21 protein-coding genes are annotated in these 21,766 nt (G+C 62.0%); 10 read left to right on the top strand and 11 right to left on the bottom strand.

What is annotated here, in order from left to right; translation table 11 throughout:
• Nucleotides 1-837: N-acetyl-gamma-glutamyl-phosphate reductase (argC, locus tag APH42_RS24045; protein ID WP_060494377.1), on the bottom strand; the 837-nt coding region annotated here is incomplete at its 3' end.
• 107 nt (nt 838-944) lie between these two features.
• On the opposite strand from argC, the gene APH42_RS24040 reads away from it, so the two are divergent.
• Nucleotides 945-1,826, top strand: coding sequence for a LysR family transcriptional regulator (locus APH42_RS24040; RefSeq protein WP_012271927.1), 882 nt, complete (start codon nt 945-947; stop codon nt 1,824-1,826).
• Nucleotides 1,827-1,849: 23 nt separating this feature from the next.
• On the opposite strand, the gene APH42_RS24035 is transcribed toward APH42_RS24040, so the two are convergent.
• Nucleotides 1,850-2,056: a 4-oxalocrotonate tautomerase family protein gene (locus APH42_RS24035; protein WP_012271928.1), complete on the bottom strand. Its 207-nt coding sequence runs from the start codon at nt 2,054-2,056 to the stop codon at nt 1,850-1,852.
• Between the two features lie 18 nt (nt 2,057-2,074).
• On the bottom strand, nt 2,075-2,809 hold the full coding sequence (locus tag APH42_RS24030) for an SDR family NAD(P)-dependent oxidoreductase (protein ID WP_060494376.1): 735 nt from the start codon (nt 2,807-2,809) through the stop codon (nt 2,075-2,077).
• A 124-nt stretch (nt 2,810-2,933) separates the two neighbouring features.
• Between APH42_RS24030 and APH42_RS24025 the strand changes: the two genes are divergently transcribed.
• Complete coding sequence (locus tag APH42_RS24025) at nt 2,934-3,854, top strand: LysR family transcriptional regulator (RefSeq protein ID WP_060494375.1); 921 nt, start codon at nt 2,934-2,936, stop codon at nt 3,852-3,854.
• A 121-nt stretch (nt 3,855-3,975) separates the two neighbouring features.
• Nucleotides 3,976-4,248, top strand: coding sequence for a hypothetical protein (locus APH42_RS24020; RefSeq protein WP_012271931.1), 273 nt, complete (start codon nt 3,976-3,978; stop codon nt 4,246-4,248).
• 61 nt (nt 4,249-4,309) lie between these two features.
• Here the strand turns inward: APH42_RS24020 and APH42_RS24015 are convergent, their stop codons facing one another.
• Entirely contained in the window at nt 4,310-4,960 is a 651-nt protein-coding gene (locus tag APH42_RS24015; protein ID WP_012271932.1) for a TIGR04211 family SH3 domain-containing protein, read from the bottom strand.
• 270 nt (nt 4,961-5,230) lie between these two features.
• On the opposite strand from APH42_RS24015, the gene APH42_RS24010 reads away from it, so the two are divergent.
• The gene (locus APH42_RS24010; RefSeq protein WP_060494374.1) at nt 5,231-6,574 is read left to right on the top strand and encodes an OprD family porin; all 1,344 of its coding nucleotides are present in this window, start codon (nt 5,231-5,233) and stop codon (nt 6,572-6,574) included.
• Nucleotides 6,575-6,705: 131 nt separating this feature from the next.
• Entirely contained in the window at nt 6,706-7,185 is a 480-nt protein-coding gene (locus APH42_RS24005) for a VOC family protein (RefSeq protein ID WP_012271934.1), read from the top strand.
• Nucleotides 7,186-7,270: 85 nt separating this feature from the next.
• Here the strand turns inward: APH42_RS24005 and APH42_RS24000 are convergent, their stop codons facing one another.
• Entirely contained in the window at nt 7,271-9,019 is a 1,749-nt protein-coding gene (locus APH42_RS24000) for a BCCT family transporter (RefSeq protein ID WP_012271935.1), read from the bottom strand.
• A gap of 316 nt (nt 9,020-9,335) precedes the next feature.
• On the opposite strand from APH42_RS24000, the gene APH42_RS23995 reads away from it, so the two are divergent.
• From APH42_RS23995 to APH42_RS23980, 4 genes are all read left to right on the top strand, one after another.
• On the top strand, nt 9,336-9,653 hold the full coding sequence (locus APH42_RS23995; protein ID WP_012271936.1) for a hypothetical protein: 318 nt from the start codon (nt 9,336-9,338) through the stop codon (nt 9,651-9,653).
• Between the two features lie 8 nt (nt 9,654-9,661).
• The gene (locus APH42_RS23990) at nt 9,662-9,862 is read left to right on the top strand and encodes a DUF1289 domain-containing protein (protein ID WP_012271937.1); all 201 of its coding nucleotides are present in this window, start codon (nt 9,662-9,664) and stop codon (nt 9,860-9,862) included.
• Nucleotides 9,863-9,911: 49 nt separating this feature from the next.
• Nucleotides 9,912-10,553 carry a LysE family translocator gene (locus tag APH42_RS23985; RefSeq protein ID WP_012271938.1) on the top strand — a complete coding sequence of 214 codons (642 nt, stop codon included), beginning with the start codon at nt 9,912-9,914 and terminating at the stop codon, nt 10,551-10,553.
• A 207-nt stretch (nt 10,554-10,760) separates the two neighbouring features.
• A complete protein-coding gene (locus tag APH42_RS23980) occupies nt 10,761-11,549 on the top strand; it encodes an ABC transporter substrate-binding protein (protein WP_060494373.1) in 789 nt (262 codons plus the stop codon).
• 17 nt (nt 11,550-11,566) lie between these two features.
• On the opposite strand, the gene APH42_RS23975 is transcribed toward APH42_RS23980, so the two are convergent.
• The 4 genes from APH42_RS23975 to APH42_RS23960 are packed head-to-tail and all read right to left on the bottom strand — an operon-like array spanning nt 11,567 to nt 16,710.
• On the bottom strand, nt 11,567-12,586 hold the full coding sequence (locus APH42_RS23975) for an XdhC family protein (protein WP_012271940.1): 1,020 nt from the start codon (nt 12,584-12,586) through the stop codon (nt 11,567-11,569).
• Nucleotides 12,587-12,625: 39 nt separating this feature from the next.
• Nucleotides 12,626-13,987 carry a cytochrome c gene (locus APH42_RS23970; protein ID WP_060494372.1) on the bottom strand — a complete coding sequence of 454 codons (1,362 nt, stop codon included), beginning with the start codon at nt 13,985-13,987 and terminating at the stop codon, nt 12,626-12,628.
• A gap of 18 nt (nt 13,988-14,005) precedes the next feature.
• Nucleotides 14,006-16,255, bottom strand: a complete 2,250-nt coding sequence (locus APH42_RS23965; protein ID WP_060494371.1) for a molybdopterin cofactor-binding domain-containing protein — start codon at nt 16,253-16,255, stop codon at nt 14,006-14,008.
• Nucleotides 16,255-16,710 carry a (2Fe-2S)-binding protein gene (locus tag APH42_RS23960; RefSeq protein WP_012271943.1) on the bottom strand — a complete coding sequence of 152 codons (456 nt, stop codon included), beginning with the start codon at nt 16,708-16,710 and terminating at the stop codon, nt 16,255-16,257. The genes APH42_RS23965 and APH42_RS23960 overlap by 1 nt, the downstream gene beginning before the upstream one ends.
• Nucleotides 16,711-16,968: 258 nt before the next feature.
• Between APH42_RS23960 and APH42_RS23955 the strand changes: the two genes are divergently transcribed.
• Nucleotides 16,969-19,155: an OsmC domain/YcaO domain-containing protein gene (locus tag APH42_RS23955; protein ID WP_060494370.1), complete on the top strand. Its 2,187-nt coding sequence runs from the start codon at nt 16,969-16,971 to the stop codon at nt 19,153-19,155.
• A 23-nt stretch (nt 19,156-19,178) separates the two neighbouring features.
• Here APH42_RS23955 and APH42_RS23950 read toward each other — a convergent pair whose 3' ends face one another.
• Both APH42_RS23950 and APH42_RS23945 read right to left on the bottom strand, forming a co-directional pair.
• Nucleotides 19,179-20,072, bottom strand: a complete 894-nt coding sequence (locus APH42_RS23950) for a DUF6708 domain-containing protein (protein ID WP_060494369.1) — start codon at nt 20,070-20,072, stop codon at nt 19,179-19,181.
• Between the two features lie 2 nt (nt 20,073-20,074).
• On the bottom strand, nt 20,075-21,766 hold a 1,692-nt coding region (locus APH42_RS23945), incomplete at its 5' end, for a T6SS effector BTH_I2691 family protein (protein WP_305728948.1).

Here is a 21,766-nt window from a genome sequence, read left to right as displayed (position 1 = left end):
GCCATGCTCGGGGTTGGCGTACAGCGCCAGGCGCAGGTTGTTGCTGTCGTTCAATGCCTCGGGGTCGAGGTTTGCCGCAGCGCCGTGCTGGTGCAAGGGCATCATCTGGACGTGCCGGGCACCCTGGTAATGCTGCTCCAGGCAGGCCTGCAACTGTTCGGCGTTGACCTGCCCAGGCAGCAGGCGCAGCTGCAGTGGAATGCTCAACACGATACCTTGGCGGTAGGCGCCGTAACCGGGCATGAACATCGGCCGCGCCGACAGCCCTGCGTGCTGCTGAATTTCCGGCACGTGCTTGTGCGCCAGTTCCAGGCCATACAACTGCAAGGCCGGGGCTTTGCCCGCGCCGGGTTGTTCATGCCGCTCCACCGCAGTGCGCCCGCCGCCGGAGTAGCCGGAGATGGCATGGATGTTCAGTGGGTAATCTGCAGGCAACAGGCTAGCCTTGACCAGCGGCCGTAGCAAGGCGATGGCACCCGTGGGGTAGCAACCTGGGTTGCTGACCCGCTTGCTGTTCGCGATACGCTCGGCTTGTCGCTCGTCAAGTTCCGGCAGGCCATACACCCAGCCTGGCGTGATGCGGTGCGCGGAGCTGGCGTCGATCACCCGCACGTGTGGGTTGCTGATTGCTGCCACGGCCTCACGTGCAGCATCGTCGGGCAGGCACAGCAGCGCGATGTCGGCGCTGTTGATCGCCTCGCGGCGGCGTTGCGGGTCTTTGCGCTCGGCCTCGGGCAGGGTCAGCAGGCGCAGGTCGCCACGGCCCTGCAGGCGGGCATGAATTTGCAGGCCGGTGGTGCCTTGGTCGCCATCGATGAAGACAACAGGGGTGTGCATGGTCGGGGTCCGGTTGGGGAAGGATGGCCTATGCTCGCCTGTGGCTTTGCTAATGAAAATTTGAATATGATGATCGACATGTTCATTTTTTCTGAATTGATCCGACCATGCGCGAAATCAGCCTCGACCGCCTCCGCACGTTGGTGGTCATCACCGACCTGGGTTCATTTGCCGAGGCCGCCCGCCAGCTCAACCTGGCGCCGCCCACCATCAGCCTGCACGTGGCTGAACTGGAGGCGCGAGTGGGGGCCCCGTTACTTACCCGCACCCGTGGTCAGGTGCGGCCCACGGCCATCGGCGAAACACTGCTGCTACGTGCCCGCCGCCTGTTGGCGGACGCCGACCTGGCGCTGGACGAAGTACGCCGGCAGGTCGAGGGGTTGACTGGGCGGGTGCGCCTGGGCGCTTCTACCGGCGCCATCGCCCATTTGCTGCCACAAGCCTTGGCGCGGCTGCGCATGGAGCACCCCGGGATCGACGTGCAGGTACAGGTGCTGACCTCACAGGCCTCGCTCACGCGCCTGCGTGAAGGCACGCTGGATATCGGCCTGGTGGCCTTGCCGCAGGTGGCCGGCAAAGGGCTGATGGTCACCCCCTGGCGGCGCGACCCGATTCTTGCCTATGTGCCGGCCGACTGGCAGCCACCGGCCAGGGTCACGCCGGGCTGGCTGGCGCAGCGGGCATTGATTCTCAACGACAGCACTACCCAGCTGTCACGGGTGACCGGGGAATGGTTCGCGACAGCGGGGTTGTACCCCACGCCGCGCATCGAGCTGAACTACAACGATGCGATCAAGAGCCTGGTCGGCGCCGGCTACGGGGCGACGCTGTTGCCGCAGGAGGGGGAGGCGGCCGAGCTGGACCGGCGTATTGCTCGCCGGCCATTGCGGCCGGGGTTGTGGCGGCAGTTGGGCATTGCTTGCCGGGCGGGGCAGGCAGAGCGGGCCACGGGGTATGTGCTGCAAGCGTTGGAGCGGTTACGGCAATAGGGGCCGCTCGGCGGCCCCAGGCCTCAACGCCGCTCTCGCGCCCGGACTGCGGTCACGGTCTCGCCACCGACACCCCAGTTATCGGTTGGCACCTCCTCGATCACCACAAAGGTACTGGCAGGCGGCTTCCCCAGCACCTCCTGCAACATACGGGTCGTCTGTTCGATCAACTGGCGCTTGTGCTCAGCGCTCACCCCTTCATCGGTTACGCGAATATGGACATAAGGCATGGTTGCTTGCTCCTCGGGTCAATGCCATGTGCCGGCGGTACTGCCGCCATCCACCGGCAGGATGACGCCGCTGACGAAGCGTGAATCGGCCAGGTACAACACCGCGTCCACCACGTCCTGGGGCGAACCGGTGCGGCCGCTTGGCGACAGTGCGCCCATCCCCTGAACATTGTCGCCATGCAGGGGGGTCTCGATGATCCCCGGCGCCACGGCATTCACCTGCACGCCGCTGGCCGCCAGTTCCAGCGCCAGGCCTTTGACCGCCTGGTTCAGGCCGCCTTTTACCAACACCGGCAGCAGGGCTGGTACGCGGGTATCCGGCTGCAGGGCGATGGAGGCCGTGATGGCGATGATCTGCCCATGCCCTTGCTGGGTCATGATCCGCGCTGCTTCCTGGGCTGGGTAGAAAAAGCCTTTGAGGTTGGTGCCGACCAACGCGTCCACATCCATTGCAGTGTATTCGGCAAACCGTTTGGCAATGAAAATGCCGGCGTTGTTGATCAGGATGTCCACACCGCCAAAGGTGTGAGCGGCCTTGGCGAACAAGCGTTGCGCCGTGGCCGGTTCGGCGATGTCACCCGCTACGCCAATAAACCGCGAAGCGTTGCCGAGGCGAGCGGCGGCCTGCTCCAGGCGTGCCTCGCTGCGGGCATTGCCGACGACGTTGTCGCCGCGTTCCAGGAAGGCCTCGGCCAGGGCAAAACCCAGGCCGCTGGAGGCCCCAGTGATGATGACGGTACGTGGCTTGTTCATGTGCTTGGTCTCCAGTGAATTGAGCCATCGGCTCGATGTGGACTCACTGTAATTGGCTACCGATGCTTGAAAAATAAGGCGCGAGGCATTTCAATCGATACACCATGTAATTAATTGAGCCGCCATGCCCCGCCATTTCGATGACTTGCAACTGGGTAGCCTTGAGCTGTTCTGCCTGGCCGCCGACAGTGGCAGCTTCACTGCCGCAGCCGCACTGGCCGGCGTCACGCCGGCGGCGGTCAGCCGCAACGTGGCGCGTCTGGAGGAGCGCCTGGGGGTACGGTTGTTTGTCCGTACCACGCGGCAAATGCGCCTGTCCGCAGCGGGCCATGCCTATTACCTGCAATGCCGACAGGCGCTAGGGCAACTGGTCGAAGCCGAACGCCAGGTAACGGGTGGGCAGGTCGAGCCCAGTGGCTTACTGCGCATCAGTGCGCCCACGCCCTATGCCCATCATCGGTTACTGCCGCTGCTGCCGCGCTTTCGCCAGCGCTACCCGCAGGTGCGGGTGGACGTGCATGTCAGCAACCGCAACGTCGATTTTGCCGAGGAACCCTTCGACCTGGCCATTCGTGGCCGCGAACCGGCCGACTCACGGCTGGTGGCGCGTCGGCTTGAGGATGCCGAGCTGGTGGTGGTGGCCACCCCGGGCTACCTGGCCGGTGCCGGCATGCCGCAGGTGCCACAGGACTTGCAGCACCACGAGTGCATCCAGTTTGAAATGCCCAGCAGTGGCCGCCGCCCGCCGTGGACCTTTCGCCAGGATGGTCGTCAGGTGGAAGTGGAAACGCAGGGGGCGTTCACCTGCCTGGGCGACTTTCTAGCCACGGCCACGCTGGTGCGCCACGGCGGCGGGCTGATGCAGGCTTATCGCTTTACTGTGCAAGACGCATTGGTCAGCGGCGAACTGGTCGAGGTGCTGACGGCGTTTGGCGGCACCTCTCGGCCCTTCATGTTGATCTACCCGCAGGCACGGCATATGCCATTGCGGGTGCGGGCGTTCATCGATTTCCTGTTCGCCGAGGCCGGGCAACCGCTGAGCTGACGTGGTGCGGTGCAGGCATGGGCCGACTATGCTTTTGGCTGCGCCGAGCCGAATAGGCCTCGACGAACCTTACGGTTTTCCAGGAGAACGCTCCATGAAATCCATGAAATCCATGAAATCCATGAAATCCATGAAATGCATACCCTTGCTGGTGATTACCTCCGTCCTCGCTTTTGCCGCACACGCAGACCCAGCAAGCAACTGTGCGGCCAAGATCAAGGAACTGGAGGATTTCCATAAAGCCAGTGGTCAGGCGATGCATGGCGGCATGGCCCATGACTTCAAAGTTCATCTGCAAAATGCCAAAGATGCTCAGAGCAAGGGTGACATGGCTCAATGTCAGGCCTCTGCGGACCAAGCCAAGACCATCTATAACAAGGCTCGTAGCAAATAAGCTCGTACGGGCCTCTTCGCGGGTAAACCCGCGAAGAGGCCCGTGCAGGATGGCCCCGCCGTCAGAACCAGCGATCGTTCTTCTTGCGTCCCCGGGTCAGCGCCGGCAGGATCAACCCCGCCAGCAAACCCGCACCAGCAATGCTGCCGCCATACACCATGTAGCGCATCATCACCTGCTTGTTCTCATCCCCCAGGCGCGCCTGGGTATCGCGCAGCTCCGACTGGCTTTGGTCCAGCTGCTCGTTCAGCGCCTTGTTGCGCGCCTCCAGTTCGTCGATCAGCTGTTTGCGCGAATCGAGCGTTTCCTGCATGCCCTGCACGCGGTTTTTCCAGCTGTCGTCGATGGTCTTCAGCTGCCCGGTCAGTTCCACGACCTGGGCATCGAGCATCGGCAGGCGTTCGTTCTGTCCAGGAACCGCCTGCAGGTCGTTGCTGAGAATCCACACCACATCGCCGTTCTGCCCGCGCACCTGGCTGTAGTTGCCCTGGCTGCCGATCAGGGTGAGTTTTTGCCCGGACTTGAGCGTTCCGACGATGCGGTGGCCATCCGTCGGGCCGCTGCGCACGTAGGTGCTCAGGCTGTCGCTGACCCAGCGTGCATCGCTGGCAGGCTCTTCGGCGTGCACCGGTGCGGCAAGGGTCACCAGGGCGGCAATCAGGCCGCCGCGCAGGGCAGGGAGGACGGAAGCAATTGGGCGGGAATCGGGCATGTTGGGTCTTCGCTGAAACAGGACAAAAGTAGGCCCGGTGACTGGGCCGATGAACCGGTCGGTGAGTTGACCGTCAGCCAAAGACCGTTTTTTTGTAAGCAGGTTCACCACCTGACGTCGGAAATGTCTGCAGGATGTTGCAAGGCCCGACCCAGGGCATTGCCTTGTCGATGACGCAATTGTAATGCGCCGATCACCTTGGCGTTATCTGCCGGCCGTCAATCTCGGCCCGCCGACATAACAACAAATGCGACGTTCAAGGAGCATCGGATGACCTGCAGATCACCCCTGAAACTGGCGGCTTGCCTGGCACTGGCCAGCGTTGGCAACCAGGCCATGGCGGCAGAAGAAAGCGCTGAAGGCTTTGTCGAGGGCAGTACCCTCAGCGTGCTCAACCGCAATTTCTACTTCAACCGCGACAACCGCGATTCCGCCGCCCCCATGCACAACCCCAACAAGCAACCTGACAATGGCTACTCCGAAGCCTGGGCTCACGCTGTGATTACCCGCTTCGAGTCGGGCTTCACCCAGGGTACTGTCGGTGTTGGCCTGGATGCGTTCGCCATGCTTGGCCTCAAGCTCGACACCGGCGGCGGTCGCAACGGCGGGCGTAGCTCTTTCGATGTAATGCCCGTTGACCGTGATGGCCAGGCCCGTGACGAATACACCAAGGTAGGTGGCGCGGCCAAGGTGCGCCTGTTCGACACGGTCCTGAAGGTAGGCGATGTGTTCCCGGCCAACCCGGTGGTGGCGGCAGGCGACTCGCGGCTACTGCCGGAAAGCTTCCGTGGCGTGACCCTGGAGAACACCAGCATCAAGGACCTGACCTTGCAGGCCGGGCGTTTGCACGCCATGAGCCAGCCAATGTCCAGCGACCTGCGGGAAAACTTCGTGACCTTCTACGGCGGCCCGGTCGATTCGCCATGGATTGCCTATGGCGGTGGTGACTACACGCTCAATGACCATGTCAGCGTCAGCCTGTTCAGCAGCCGGCTCAAGGATGTGTGGAACCAGTACTACGCCGGCACCAGCCTGAGCTGGCCGTTGAGCGATGAGCTGGCCCTGCTTGGCGGTTTCAACTATTACAAGGCGGTTGATGAAGGGCAGCGGCGCCTGGGCGCCTTCGACAATGACATCTGGAGCGCCAAGGTCGGCGTGCGCCTCGGCGCTCACACCCTGGCGCTGACTCACCAGCGCAACAACGGCGACGATGACTTCGACTACCTGCGCCAGTCCGACTCGATCTTCCTCGACAACTCTATCCAGTACAGCGACTTCAACTCGCCCAAGGAGCGCTCGTGGATGCTGCGTTACGACCTGAACATGGCCGCCTATGGCGTGCCTGGCCTGTCGTTCATGACGCGCTACGGCAAGGGCACAGACGCCGACTACTCCAATGCCAACGCCACCTACATGCGCCGCGACGGCGACGGCAACCCACTGACCGACCAGAAGCGCTGGGAACGTGACATCGAGGTCAAGTACGTGGTGCAGACCGGCGCAGCCAAGGACCTGTCATTGCGCGTGCGCCAGGCCACCACCCGTGCCACGGCCTTCGAGTCGGACCTGGACGAAGTACGGCTGATCGTGGAATACCCGCTGTCGATCCTGTGAATTCACCTTGGCAGCCTTGTTGCTCCTTTGGTTTGGGTGAATATTTTGGCGCTCCGCATGGAGCGCTTTTTTTTCGGGCTATAAGTTGCAGCTAGACTCATGGGTTCACACCCTTTCAGGGAGCCAGGACCATGACTGCCAAGAATACCGTCTGCCTGTGGTATGACCACGATGCCGAAGACGCGGCGAACTTCTATGCCCGAACCTTCCCCGATAGCCAGGTGGTCGCGGTGCACCAGGCACCCGGCGATTACCCTTCAGGCAAGCAGGGCGATGTGATTACCGTGGAGTTCACGGTAATGGGCATTCCTTGCGTCGGGCTCAACGGTGGTTCGACCTTCAAGCACTGCGAGGCGTTTTCGTTCCAGGTCAGCACCGCGGACCAAGCCGAGACCGACCGTTTGTGGGATGCCATTGTCGGCAACGGTGGCGAGGCCAGCGTGTGTGGTTGGTGCAAGGACAAATGGGGGATTTCGTGGCAGATTACCCCACGTGTCCTCATCGAAGCCATCGGCCACCCCGACCGTGCGGCGGCCAAGCGGGCGTTCGAGGCCATGATGCAGATGGGCAAGATCGATGTGGCCAAGATAGAGGCGGCATTGAAGGGTTGAGGCAGGTTCTGCTTAAGTCCCCGCCTCGCAGCCCCTTTAGGTGACACAAGGCCGTTTCGACAGGGGACCGCCCAGCCTTGCAGGGTCAGGTTTGGGAAACTTCGTTCGCTGCCGTTACCGGCTTTGTCGAAGCCTTCTTTTCCTGCACCACAATGTAAAACTCCTCACCATGCTTTACCGCACCATACAGCACGGCTTTTTCGATCAGTTCGTTGCCGCGCAGGTGACGCAGCATCATCGGGTCCTTGCGCAGGTCGCGGTAAAGCGCCAGGCACAGCAGTACCATCACCATCACGAACGGCAAGGCGACGACGATGGTCAGGTTCTGCAGCCCGGTCAGTGCCTCGCCGGGGTCACGCGGGTCGCCAATCGCCAGCATGATCGCCGCCACCGTCCCGGTCAGCGCGCCCCAGAAAATTACCGTGCGCCGTGATGGCGCGGTGGTGCCGTGTTCCGATAGCGTGCCCATCACCAGCGAGGCTGCATCGGCTCCCGAAACGAAGAAAATGCCTACCAGGATCATCACCAGCACCGAAGTCGCCGAGGCCAGCGGGTAGCTGTCCAGCAGTTGGTACAACGCGTGGTTGCTGTTGACCGTACCGTTGGCCAATTGGAGGGCACCCTCGCGCACGGCATCGATGGCGGCGCCGCCGAAGATGGTGAACCACACCAGGCTGACCAGGCTCGGCACCAGCAGCACCCCTGTAACGAACTGGCGGATGGTGCGGCCGCGGCTGATGCGGGCGATGAACATGCCCACGAATGGCGTCCAGGAAATCCACCAGGCCCAGTAGAACACGGTCCAGCCGGCCAGCCAGTTGTTCATCTGCTCGCCGCCACTGGCGTTGGTGCGGGCCATCATTTCCGGGAGCATCTTGATGTAGATGCCGAGCGATGTCGGCAGCAGGTTGAGCATCAACAGGGTTGGCCCGACCATGAACACGAACACCGCCAGCACCAGCGCCAGCACCATGTTGGTGTTGGAAAGCCACTGGATGCCCTTGCCGATGCCCGACACCGCCGAGGTGACGAAGGCAATGGTCAGCAGGGTAATGATCGAGATGTAGAACAGCTTGCCGGGGCTTTCGATCCAGCCGTTGTATTCCAGGCCGCCGGCAATCTGCAGCGCACCCAGGCCCAGCGAGGCGGCCGAGCCGAACAGCGTGGCGAAAATCGCCATCATGTCGATCAGGCGGCCGAGTGGGCCGTTGGCGTGCTTGCCGATCAGCGGCCGGAAGGCTGCGGAAATCAACTGCGAGCGGCCACGGCGGAAGGTGCCGTAGGCGATCACCAGGCCGACGATGGCGTACATGGCCCAGGGGTGCAGGGTCCAGTGGAACAGGGTGGTGGCCATCGCCACCTGCATCGCTTCGCTGGTCTGCCCGCTGGCCGAACCGGGCGGCGGCGATACGTAGTGCGACAGTGGCTCGGCCACGCCGAAGAACATCAGGCCGATACCCATGCCTGCGCTGAACATCATTGCTACCCAGGACACCGTGCGGAACTCCGGCTGTTCGCCATCACGGCCCAACGGAATTCTGCCGTAGCGGCTGGCGGCCAGCCACAGCACGAACACCACGAACAGGGTGGAAGTGAGCACGAAGAACCAGCCAAAATTGAGAATGACCCAGGATTGCGCGCTGGAGGCGCTGCTGGCCAGGCTGGCCTGGTTGAGGAAGCCCCAGAGCACGAATGCGATGGCCAGGAGGCTGGTGAAGCCAAAGACGATCCAGTCGAGTTTGCCCTCGAAATGTCGGTCCTGGCGGGCTTCTGCGGTTTTCGAGGGGTCTGTCACGCCAAGATCGAGTGTTTCGGTGATGTGTTCCTTTGCCATGAATGATGAGGCCCCTTTGTGGTTTACCTGCGTATGCAGGCTTGTTGTTGTATGGGCTACCGAGCGCGATGAAGGCTTCGGCGGGGTGGAGTGCTGGCGCGATTATCCTGCGCCGGAAAAGGCGACGCCTGTCCCCATAGCGCCCTGGGGCGTCCATTACGCGACTTGGCAAATACTTTTAGTTCTGGGGGCAGTGGCCCTTTCTGCCTCGGCTTCTGGTAACCTGATGGGCATTACCCGGGCCCGCACATACGAGCACCGTAGAAGCGCTGCTGCTTGCGGCCCTGGCCGTACCAGGAAACGGAGATTCGTCATAATGGCCACTGACCGTGTGAGCCTGATTCATTTCGATAAATTGAGCATGAGCCCTGCCGCTGCCGATCGGTTCCAGAAAGCCCTCGACGCGCTGGCAGCGCTCAAGCTGCAGGACCGTTACGTGTACCTCATCGCTCCTTATCTGGGTGATATCGCTGACGCCTCCGACCTTGAACAACTGGACACCGCCCTGGGCCAGTGCATTCGTGTGGTCGATGAGCTGCTGGCTGCCAGGTCGGTCAGCAAAGCCAAGGCCGAAGAAGTACGCCAGGTGTTTCACAGCGCCGCCGAACGTGCTCGGGCGGAAATGCCCGGCTGAGTGGTGGCATGGCCAAAGACATCGACAACCCTTGCGTCTCTTTGTGCCAGCTGAACAGCGAGCTGTGCGTGAGCTGCGGCCGCACCCGTGACGAAATCCGCAAGTGGCGGGGCATGAAGCGCCCCGAGAAGATGGCCACTGTGCAGCGGGCGGCGACGCGAATGAAGGCTATCGCCAAGAAGGCGGCCAAGCGGCAGAATGCCGACTGAGCCTGCGTGCCATTCACGCAACCTTTCCTGATTGTTTGTCGAGCCTGAAATGGATTCTCACTCGCTGTTTGCGTTTACCCTGGTCGCCGCCATCGCGATCGCCAGCCCTGGCCCTGCCACCTTGATGGCCATCAACAATAGCCTGGCCCATGGCCAGCGCAGCGCGATCTGGTCGTCGCTGGGCAATGGCACGGGCCTGTTCTGTCTGTCGGCCGCGGCCATGTTGGGGTTGGGCGCATTGCTGGCCAGTTCTGAAGTGCTGTTCAATGCCGTGAAAATCCTGGGGGCAGGCTACCTGTTTTACCTGGGGGTGCGGCAGTTGTTGAAAAAAAGCCCGATGCTGGAGCAGGGCGCCGCAGAGGGTGCAGCCAAGGCAAGGCCTACGCCGCTGAAACTGTTCAAGTCGGCCTTTCTGACGGCGGTGACCAACCCCAAGGCGACCATGTTCTTCACCGCGCTGTTCCCGCAGTTCATCGACCAGGGCGCGGCGTTATTACCGCAGTTCCTGACCTTGACAGGCATTTTCGTGGCCTTGTCGCTTACTTCACTGAGCTTGTATGCCGCCCTGGCTGCGCGGGCCAAGGGCGTGTTGACCCGACCTTCGCTGTCGCGCTGGGTGAGCCGGGTGGTGGGCACCACCTTTATCGGTTTTGGCGCGGCGATCCTGGCAATGCGGCGGCAGGGGGCCTGAAAAGGCCGGATTCCAGTCAACTGTGCGGGCCCTCATTGTCTATCCTCCGGCGGTTTTTCTGCTGGCCGATGAAAGGCCCGTCTATTGGCCGCTGATGGTCCAGACTGCCTAGAAGACGCACAGATGATTGCTGCAGCCGACCACAGTAGGTGGCAGCCTTTGGCCACCATGTCGGGTCGCCGGATGTACATGTGCCGAGGGTCGTAGATGATCGAGCGTTGCTTTCGCCGCGCCTTGCTACTGTTGTGCCTGTTGCCGCTGCCCCTGGCTGCGGTAGCGGATGATGCATGCCGACGGCTCACCGCGACCGGCAATCCTGAATACCCGCCGTACTTGTGGCGCGACCCGCAAAACCCCCAGCAATTGATCGGTGCCAATGCTGACCTGCTCAAGTACTTGGGCAAGCAGTTGGGGCTGGATATCGAAGTGGTTTACGGCGGGCCGTGGTCGCGAGCCCAGGAAGAGGTGCGCACCGGTCGGATCGATTTGCTGGCCGGGTATTTCCTGACCGAAGCACGCCGGCTGCAGATGGACTTCATTGCCCCGCCATTCCTGCATACCCCCAGCGTGGTCTGGGTGCGCCAGGACAATGCCTTTGCCTACCAACAATGGGCCGACCTCAAGGGCCATAAGGGCGGCACTCTGGTCAACAACAGCCATGGCCAGCAGTTCGATGAATACGCCCGGGCCAACCTAACCCTTGAAGCGGTGCCCAGCGCCCGGCAGGCGTTCGAGAAGCTGATGCACAAGCGCAGCGATTACGTGGTGTACGAGCAGTACCCTGGTATGGCGCTGGCGCGTACCTTGGGCATCGCAGCCACTGTGCAGGTGTTGCAGCCGCCAGTGTCCAGCGAAGGGTTGTACCTGGCGATTTCGCATGATTCGCCCTGTAACCAGCCGCAGTTGCGTGAGGCGCTGGCGCGGGAAATGGCGAAGATAGTTGCCGGAGCGCTGCCCGATCATTTGCTGAAGCAGAACCTGGAGCGGTGGCAGTAACGCGCAGGTGCGCGCTTCTACAGGGACCGTGCCAATCGTTCTGCTTCCTTGGCTTGGGTGACGTTGACTGCCCCAGGCAAACTGACATTGTTCTTCGCCGCGAGGATCTCGGCCATGACGCTGACTGCAATTTCCGCTGGGGTCTTGCTGCCGATGTAGATGCCAATCGGGCCGTGCAAGCGCCGCAGCGAAGCTTCGCTCTCACCGAAGTGCTCGATCAGCCGTTCACGGCGTAATTGGCTGTTGCGCCGCGAACCGATGGCGCCAATGTAGAACGCCGGGCTGTGCAACGCTTCGAGCAGGGCCAGATCATCCAGTTTTGGGTCGTGGCTGACGGCGACGATGGCGCTGCGAACGTCAGCGGCGAAGGCGCGGACCACGTCGTCTGGCATGCCAGGCAGCAAGTTGACCCCGGCAACATTCCAGCCTGCCGTGTACTCCGGGCGCGGGTCGCACAGCGAAACGCTGAAACCGTTGAACAGGGCCATGGTGGCGAGGTACTCGGCCAGTGCGCCGGCACCGATCAGCAGCAGGCGGTAGCCTGGGCCGAGGGTGCTGAGCATGCGCTGGCCATCGAAGCTGAACAGTTCAGGCAAGCCCGTGGCGCAGAGGCTGGCTTCGCCGCTTCGCAGGTTCAGGTCACGGCGTACCAGGCTTGCGCGGTCGAGGCAGGCCAGCAGTTGTTCAAGGTGCTCCAGCGAAGGGGTGAACTCCAGCACCAGTTCGAGGGTACCTCCACAGGGCAGGCCGAAGCGGTGGGCCTCGTCGGCACTGACGCCATAGCGCACGACCTGGGGCTGGCTGGCGGGCATGCCGGGGCCTTCGTATGCACGGGTGTAGCGATGGATGAGGTCGTCCTCGATGCAGCCCCCGGAAACACTGCCGACCACTCGACCGTCACTGCGCAGGGCCATCATCGAGCCGACCGGGCGCGGGGATGAGCCCCAGGTGCGGGCGACCGTGGCGAGCAGGGCGCGGTGGCCGGCTGCAAGCCAGTCACGGGTAGTGCGCAGGACCAGCAGGTCGATGCTTTCCATTGGGGCTCCATTAACCTAGGTGTTCAAAAATTGTCCGATTCAGCGCATATGCAAGATGATCGGGCTGCTACTGGCCGGGTCGGTATGCCCTCGCAGCTTGCCCACTGCTTGCGCGTTCACCGCGCCACCCTGGTTACCCCATGCCGTACGCACGAAGCTCAGCACTTCGGCAATCTCCTGATCACTCATCTGTTCGCGAAAAGCCGGCATGCGATAGGCATCCGGCACCCCGGCAGCCACCACCCGCTGCGAACCGTTGAGGGTGATATTGATGGCCGAGGCATCCTCCCTGGCCAGTGCCGAGGTTGCCCCGGCCAACGGCGGCATCCATTCGGCCTGGCCTTTGCCGTCCAGGCCGTGGCAGGAGGCGCAGCGGGTCACATAGGCATGCGCCCCAGGGCTGTCGAGCTGCGCAGCTGCCGATTCGGCCCGGTATTGCCACGGCGCGCCGTCACGCTGTGGGTCACCGGGCAGGGACTTCAGGTAGTGGGCGATGGCGGCCAGGTCATCGTCATGCATGAATTGCGTGGAGTTGTTGAACGCCTCGGTCATCGAACCAAATACCACGGCATGCCGGTTGCGCCCGGTCTTCAGAAACTGCGCAATCTCAGCCTCGCTCCAGCGCCCCAGCCCGGTGTTGTGGTCGGCGCGCAGGCTAGGTGCGTACCAGCCGTCGAGCAAGGCGCCAGCCAGGAACGGCTTGCCACTGTCATCCAGTGCCTTCTCGTTGAACGCCAGGCCGCGCGGTGTATGGCAACTGCCGCAGTGGCCAGGCCCCTGGACGATGTAGGCGCCACGGTCCCATTGCGCATCTTGCCCGGCCTTGTCGGCGTAAGGCGTTGTGGCAGCGAACAGCCCGTTCCACAAGGCGATTGGCCAGCGCAGGTTCAGTGGCCAGGGGATGTCGCTGGCCAGGTTGGCCTGCTGCACCGGTTGCACGCTGTGCATGAAAAAGGCGTACAGCGCCTTTACATCGTCATCAGTGAGCTTGGCATAGGACGGGTAGGGCATCGCCGGGTACAGCCATCGACCACCGGGCGCGACACCTTGGCGCACGGCGCGGTCGAAGTCGGCCAGGCTGTAGTTGCCGATACCCTTGTCGCGATCGGGAGTGATGTTGGTGGCGTGGATTGCCCCCAGTGGGGTGGCCATCTCCAGCCCGCCGGCAAACGGTTTGCCGTCTGGCAGGCTGTGGCAGGCCACGCAGTCGCTAAGCCGGGCCACGTACTCGCCGCGGCTGATCAGCGCCGGGTCGGCTTCGGTGGCCTGCGCCTGCGCCTGGGCCTGGGCTTCGGCGAACGGCGAAGCAGGCTCACGGGTGACATACCAGGCCAGCAGGCCTGCCGCGACCAGGCACGGCAGCGCCAGCCAGCCAGCGGTTCTTGCGAAACGATGGGTCATGGGGCGTCCCTTGTGCGATCAGCTGAAGGTATGGCGGCTCAATGGCAAGCTGCGTACGCGTTGGCCGGTGAGCTGCGCGACCGCGTTGGCCACCGCCGGGGCCACGGCCGGCAACGGTGGTTCGCCAATGCCGCCCATCTTCGCCCCGCTTTCGACGATGCGCACATGCACCCGGGCCATGCGCGCAGGCGGCAGGATCGGGTACAGGTCGTAATTGCGCGCGCGCGGCTTGCCGTCCACGTACACCGCTTCTTCCACCAGCGTCTGCGACAGGCCAAGGGCGACGGCGCCATTGACCTGGTGCTCGATGATCGCCGGGTTGACGATGCTGCCCGGGTCGATGGCCTGCCAGATGTCGTGTACCTTGACCTGGCCGTTGTCGATGGACACCTCGGCAATGACCGCAGCCTCCGAGCCGAACGGTGAGGCCATGGCCACACCGCGTGCGCGCTTGCTACCGTCTTCGGCGGTGAACGGCCCACGCTTCCAGCCACCGGACAAGTCGGCGACCGCGTTCAGCAGGTGGGTCAGGCGTGGGTTGTCGCGCAGCAGGTGAAGGCGCAGTTCGAACGGGTCCTTGCCGCCTTTGTCAGCCAGCTCGTCGAGGAATGACTCGTAGAAGAAGTCGTTCAGCGAATTGCCCACAGAGCGCCAGTAGCCGAGCATGGCTGGGCCTTTGACGTAGATCTGGGCGATGCGCTTGTTGGCGATGGCGTAGGCCTTGCCCGACAGCCCCTCAAGCGCGGTCGGGTCGATCTTGTCCCCCTGTTTGCCTGCGATGGCCTCGGTTGGGCCTTCGGTGGCGCTTATCGCTTCGAGGGCCACTGGCATGCCGTCGGCATCCAGCCCGGCGCGGAACTTCACCACGGCAACCGGGCGCAGTACATCACGCAGGAACTCTTCTTCGCGGCTCCAGATAAGCTTTACCGGCCGGCCAACGGCTTTGGCCAACGCAATGGCCTGCGGGTAAGGGTTGGCCGAGTCGTACAGGAAATGCCGGCCAAAGAACCCGCCCAGTAGCGGCGAGTGCAGGTTGATCTGTGCAGGCTCCAGGCCGGTGCGCTTGGCAATGTCGTCACGGAACATGTCCGGGGCCTGGTTGGGCAGCCAGACGTCCAGGGTGCCGTCCGGGTTGAAGCGGGCGAGGGCGGACGGCGGCTCGAGCTGGGCATGGTTGAGGTATTGATTGTGATAGCTGGCCTCGACCTTGGTCTTGGCATTGCTCAGGGCGCTGGCCACATCACCTTCATTTTCTTCATCACGGGCCGGGCCCTTGACCGTGGCGAGGTGTTCGCGCCAGGCGTCGCTGGAAAAGTCGGCCGGCATCGGCCGAACCTTGCTGTCGGCGGTTGGCTCTTTCCAGTCCACTTGAAGCGCCTCCACCGCACGCTTGGCGTGCCACCAGCGTTCTGCGACCACGGCCACGGCGCCCGGCAGCTGATGCACCGAATGCACGCCTTTCATGGCCTTGACCTGGTCTTCGTTGCGCAAGCTGCCCACGGTCATGCCCAAGCGTGGCGCATGCTGCACGGCGGCGTGGAGCATGCCGTCGACCTTGATGTCGATGCAGTACTGGGCCTTGCCAGTGGATTTGTCATAAGCATCCAGGCGGCGTACGGGCTTGCCGATCCAGCGAAACTGGCTGGGGTCGCGCAATTTGACGCTGGCCGGGTCGGGCACGGGCAGGTCCATGGCGCGCCCCGCCAGTTCTCCGTAGGGTATGGAGCGGCCAGTCGTGGTATGTACCACGTTACCCGGCGTGGTTGAAAGCTCATCGACCGGCGCGCCCAGCTGTTCGGCGCCCGCCTGCAGCAGCATGGCTCGGGCGAGGGCGCCCAGGCGGCGCATGGTCGGATAGCTCATGCGTACCGACATGCTGCCGCCGGTAATGCGCATGCCGTTTTCCATCACCACGTAGGCTTCGCCCGGTGGTGCGCTGTCGACCACGAAATGAGCCGGGTCGACGTCAAGTTCTTCACCGACGATCTGTGCCATGGCGGTAAACGGGCCTTGCCCACCTTCCATGAAGGGGCTGAGCAGGCGTACCGTGCCGTCTGGGCGAATTTCCAGAAACGCCGGCACCTGGGTGCCGCGCTCAGCAGTTGCCGCCGCTGCAGCTTGCACGCGAGCCGAGCCCATGGGCAGGCCGAAGCCCAGTACCAGGGCACCGACTGCGGTGCTGGCCAGAAAGCGCCGACGCGACAGGTTGACCGTTTCGCCCAGTTGCAACCTGTGCAGTTCGGCGAGGGTATCGACGGGCGTGTTCATCAGGCCTGCTCCCCTTGGGCCAGGTCATGCACGGCGGCATGGATGGCGTTGTAGGTGCCGCAGCGGCACAGGTTGACCATGGCTGCATCGATCTGCGCATCGCTAGGCTTGGGCGTGTGCTTTAGCAGCGCAGTGGCTGCCATCACCTGGCCAGACTGGCAGTAGCCGCATTGGGCCACCTGGTGCTCGACCCAGGCGGCGACCACGCGTTTGCCGACGGCATCGGCCTCGATCGCCTCGATGGTGGTGACCTCGCGGCCGACCACACCTGCCACCGGGGTGACGCAGGCGCGCACCACGTTGCCATCCACCAGCACCGAACAGGCGCCGCACTGGGCCAGGCCGCAGCCGTATTTGGTGCCGGTCAGCCCCAGGTCATCGCGGATCACCCACAGCAAGGGCGTGTCGGCGTCCGCCTCGACCTGATAGGTCTTCTGGTTGATGCGTAGTTCCATGGTTCACCTGCCAGTCATCGGTTGCTGTCGCGTTGTTTTTTTCAGTGCGGGAATACGTTGTTCCCCAGAGAAGAAACGCTAGCACAGGGGGATGACCGCTGGTCTGGTGTCGGGGCGAGGTTCAGAGGATCAGGCAAGCAATCCGGTGGAATGCGCAAGGGCGTGAAGGGGTGGGGCAGGTAAACAGGACTTCCGTTGTGAAAACCCGGATAATGCCGGCCAATTTCGTTTTGCACGCTTAAATCACGGTAAATCCGCATGGAAATCAAGGTCAATTTTCTCGACAATCTCCGTCTCGAAGCCAAGTTCGACGACTTCACGGTGATCGCCGATCAACCGATCCGCTACAAAGGCGACGGTTCGGCCCCAGGCCCGTTCGACTATTTCCTGGCGTCTTCGGCCTTGTGCGCGGCTTACTTCGTCAAACTGTACTGCCAGACCCGCGACATCCCCACCGAAAACATTCGCCTGTCGCAGAACAACATCGTCGACCCGGAAAACCGCTACAACCAGATCTTCAAGATCCAGGTCGAGTTGCCCGAGGATATTTCCGAGAAGGACCGCCAGGGCATCCTGCGCTCCATCGACCGCTGCACTGTCAAGAAGGTGGTGCAGACCGGCCCCGAGTTCGTGATCGAAGTGGTCGACAACCTCGATGCCGACGCCCAGGGCTTGCTGATGCCGGTGTCGGACACCAGCACCTACATCCCCGGCAAGGACCTGCCGCTGGAGCAGACCATCGCCAACATGTCGGGCATTCTCGCCGGGCTGGGGATGAAGATCGAAATCGCCTCGTGGCGCAATATCGTGCCCAACGTCTGGTCGCTGCACGTGCGCGACGCGCAGTCGCCGATGTGCTTCACCAACGGCAAGGGTGCCACCAAGGAAGCCGCGCTGGCCTCGGCACTGGGTGAGTTCATCGAGCGCCTTAACTGCAACTTCTTCTATAACGACCAGTTCTGGGGCGAAGACCTGGCCAATGCGCCGTTCGTGCATTACCCCAACGAGCAGTGGTTCAAACCGGGCCCGCGCGATGCGTTGCCGGCCGAGATCCTCGACGAGCATTGTCTGGAGGTCTACAACCCTGACGGCGAATTGCGTGGTTCGCACCTGTACGACACCAACTCGGGCAACAAAGCGCGGGGCATTTGCTCGCTGCCGTTCGTGCGTCAGTCCGACCAGCAAGTGGTGTACTTCCCGTCCAACCTGATCGAAAACCTGTTCCTCAGCAATGGCATGAGCGCCGGCAACACCCTGGCCGAGGCGCAGGTGCAGTGCCTGTCGGAAATCTTCGAGCGCGCCGTCAAGCGCGAAATCCTGGAAGGCGAGCTGTGCCTGCCGGACGTGCCGCAGGAGGTGCTGGCCAAGTACCCGGCGATCGTCGCCGGCATTCAGGGGCTGGAAGAGCAGGGCTTCCCGGTACTGGTCAAGGATGCGTCGTTGGGTGGCGAGTTCCCGGTCATGTGCGTGACGCTGATGAACCCGCGCACGGGCGGTGTGTTTGCCTCGTTCGGCGCACACCCAAGCCTGGAAGTGGCGCTGGAGCGTAGCCTCACCGAGCTGCTGCAGGGCCGCAGCTTCGAAGGCCTGAACGACCTGCCGCAACCGACCTTCGAAAGCCACGCGCTGACCGAGCCGAACAACTTCGTCGAGCACTTCATCGACTCCAGCGGCGTGGTGTCATGGCGCTTCTTCAGCGCCAAGGCCGACTTCGAGTTCGTCGAGTGGGACTTCTCCGGCCACGGCGAGAACTCCAACCAACAGGAGGCCGCGACGCTGTTCGGCATCCTCGAGGCGCTGGGCAAGGAAGTGTACATGGCGGTGTACGACAACCTGGGCGCCACTGCTTGTCGCATCCTGGTGCCGGGCTACTCGGAAATCTACCCGGTCGAGGACCTGATCTGGGACAACACCAACCGTGCCTTGTCGTTCCGTGCCGACATCCTCAACCTGCACAGCCTCGACAGCCGCTCACTGAAGCTGCTGCTCAAGCGCCTGGACAACTGCGATGTGGATGACTACACCACCATCACCACGCTGATCGGCGTGGAGTTCGACGAGAACACCGTTTGGGGCCAACTGACGATCCTTGAGCTGAAACTGCTGATCTGCCTGGCGGTACAGCGCTTCGAGGATGCCAAGGAACTGGTCGAGGCGTTCCTGCAGTTCAACGACAACACCGTCGAGCGCGGCCTGTTCTACCAGGCGCTGAACGTGGTGCTGGAAGTGCAGTTGGATGACGAACTGGAGATGGGTGACTACGAAGCCAACTTCCGTCGGATGTTCGGCAACGCGCGCATGGACGCGGTGCTGGGTTCGGTGGACGGCAGCGTGCGCTTCCATGGCCTGACCCCGACCAGCATGAAGCTCGAAGGGCTTGATCGCCACTTGCGCTTGATCGAGAGCTACAAGAAGCTGCACGCGGCGCGGGCCAAGTTTGCCTGATAACCGCCGCCCTCAAGCGTCGCTCATACGCGCCTTTTTTGGGTTGAAGGTGCTGGAGCTTCCTCGAACGCTTCTGGGGGCGGTGGCGCCGCTCGGACGTTGAACAGGCGGCAGATGCCGTACCAGCAGATGGCGACGGTGAGGTTATAGGGGAACAGCACGGCCCAGAACGGCAATTGCCAGTTCTTTTTGCCCTGCATTTCACCGGGCTCACCGGTTCGCCAAGGAGCGTAGTGGCGCCACGCTTCGGCTGGGGTCAGGCAGATGGCGTGCAGCGGCTTGTGCCACCAGTTGGGCTCGCCGGGCGGGGGGAGTTTGTCCGGGCCGTGAGCCATGAAATGGCGGAGGTATTCCCAGACTTCGGCGACGTGCTTCACGCCGGGTTCGGTGGGTTCGTTGCTGTCGACCCAGAGGCAGTCTTTTTGGTGGAGGCTGCCATCTGCCCGGCGAGGGGCGAAGGCGAGGGCGTAGCTGGTGCTGAACGATGAGCCGCCGTTTTCGGTGCGTTTGAAAAGGCATCCGCCCGTGTTGCTCCACTCAAAGACAAATAGCTTACTCAACCGCTGATAGTAAATTTTCTGAGTTGATCGGTTGAAGCATAAGCTTGATAAGCGTTTTATGAAATATATTCGATAGGCTAAAAACGGGAGGAAGATGAAAGGTCCAATTACTGTGAGGATGATAAAGGTATAGCTAAAGGTGTATGGGTCCCATGCTTCGCTGGATAGTAGGTATGGGTAGAAGAAGATAATCGACGCGACAATCATTGCGCAGTAAATCTTTCCCATAAATACAGAGTCTGTTACCCAGGGGTTTCGCAGGGTTAAAGTGTTACTTGATAAGTTTAATAGCTGTCCGCCAATAGCAGGTTTGTGCCCGGAGTCTGTGGTTGGATTGAATAGCCAGATGGTCGCCATGCTCAGCGCTCCAGATGAAAAGTTGACAGGATCTCATTGTTCTCGTCCAGGCCTTGATTGGTGCTGTAAGTTAGATGCAGTGAGACATATTTTTGGTTAGCTAGCGTGTTTTCGAAGTGCAGAACCAAGCCAGCACCTACGATGTGGCCGGTCGGGGTAATTGGAAGCGGGTCCCTTCCATGGTCATCACGGAGGGCATTTAAGCGTCCTGACCATTCGCTTACCCCAAGCATAAAGCCAGGTAGCAGCACTGTGAACTCAGCGGTTGGTTGAGGTGTGGAAACTTCGTTATGTGTGATAGCGGCCCAGTTGGGCGGAGACCAGTAATCATTCTGATGCCACCGGGTGTCGACATGAGATACGCCGAGTGACAGGGCCTGCTCGGTAGATAGAAGTTTTGGGCCGTAGTGCTGATTGTGCCAAGCTTTGATTTCGGCTTGTAGCGAGTCGAAAGAGGGCAGTTTCTTTTCATAATCCAAAGTTATGCCGGGACGCTCCTCTCCATCATTATTACGATTGCCGAAGATACTGCGTGCTGCCCACAACTCAATTGGGCTATGAAGGTGCTCATGTGCCTTGGCGTGTAGGTACAGGCCTACTCCAATGATGGCTACGCCTACGAGGACAAGGGCCGCTGCGGCCCATCCGGCAAAGGGTACTAGCGTTGTAGCGCCTGCAACTGCAAGACCTGCTTCAAGAATTACAACGGAACCAATGGCCATGCTTAAACCGCCAGCTAAAGTGTAATCAGCAGCTGTTTGATTGCCGTTCGCTCTCTGGCGCCCTGCCTTGAAAAAATCTGAAAATAGAGTGAATGCTATTGCAGGATATCCGGCTAAACGCGCAAACAAGTTACTGCTTAGGAACCTGATAACGCCGTTACCAAACGCCATCCCAGGTGCTGTCGAGCTTAATCGCAGCATCACCGCCTTCTGCGTTGCCCGAACGCTGACCGTTGTCGCTGCTGCTGCACCGATCACCCCGAAAATCGATGAAGCAAAGCCCAAGGTGTATTCCGGTGCATTGCTCTTCTGCAGGCTGTTGTAGGCCGTCTTGAGCGATAAGATGTTGAACCACAGCATGCCTGCGTTAAAACCACCGCCACCGCCCGCGGTAAGCAAGCCGAGAAAGTTTGGTTTCACCCGCGCGGTAGTGGTCAGCTCGATCAGCACGTTTCGGCTACCCGAGATGCGCAGCGCTTTCATCTCCTCTACCTGCGCCATGCCGCTCTTCAAATACTTCTGTACTTCCTGGCTGAACGGATTTTCCGTGATGACCTGGCTGGTGATCCGGTAGCGCGCTGCCAATAGCCCCAGCGCTTTCTCGGCATTCCCTTCACGCGCCGCCATCAACACCTGCTGGCGCAGGCCATGGCTGGCATCCCAGCGGGTTTGCCCGCGCAGGCGCTTGAGCACCACGGTATTGACCGTCTGGGCGGTGAGGTCGGTGATGCCGACCATGGCCGGAAAGCGGCCGGCCAAGCCTTCGATCACGTTATCGCTGGCGCCGAGCAAACTGCCGATCGCGTCGGCCTTGTCCTTGAATGGGTTGAACGGTGCCAGGGCGGTGTAGAGCGGGCTGTCGTGTTGATCGAGCCACTGTTCGAGACGTTTGAAGCGTCGATCCTGTTCCTCGGTGCCAGGGGCCGGCTGGCCCATCGGCTGAATCAGCAACGCCAAGGATATTTCCAGCCC

The organism is Pseudomonas sp. NBRC 111140 (assembly GCF_001320885.1).
In the GTDB taxonomy this organism is placed as follows: domain Bacteria; phylum Pseudomonadota; class Gammaproteobacteria; order Pseudomonadales; family Pseudomonadaceae; genus Aquipseudomonas; species Aquipseudomonas putida_P.
The sequence above is the reverse complement of the archived record's forward strand: the minus strand, read 5'-3'. Positions and strand labels throughout refer to the sequence as shown.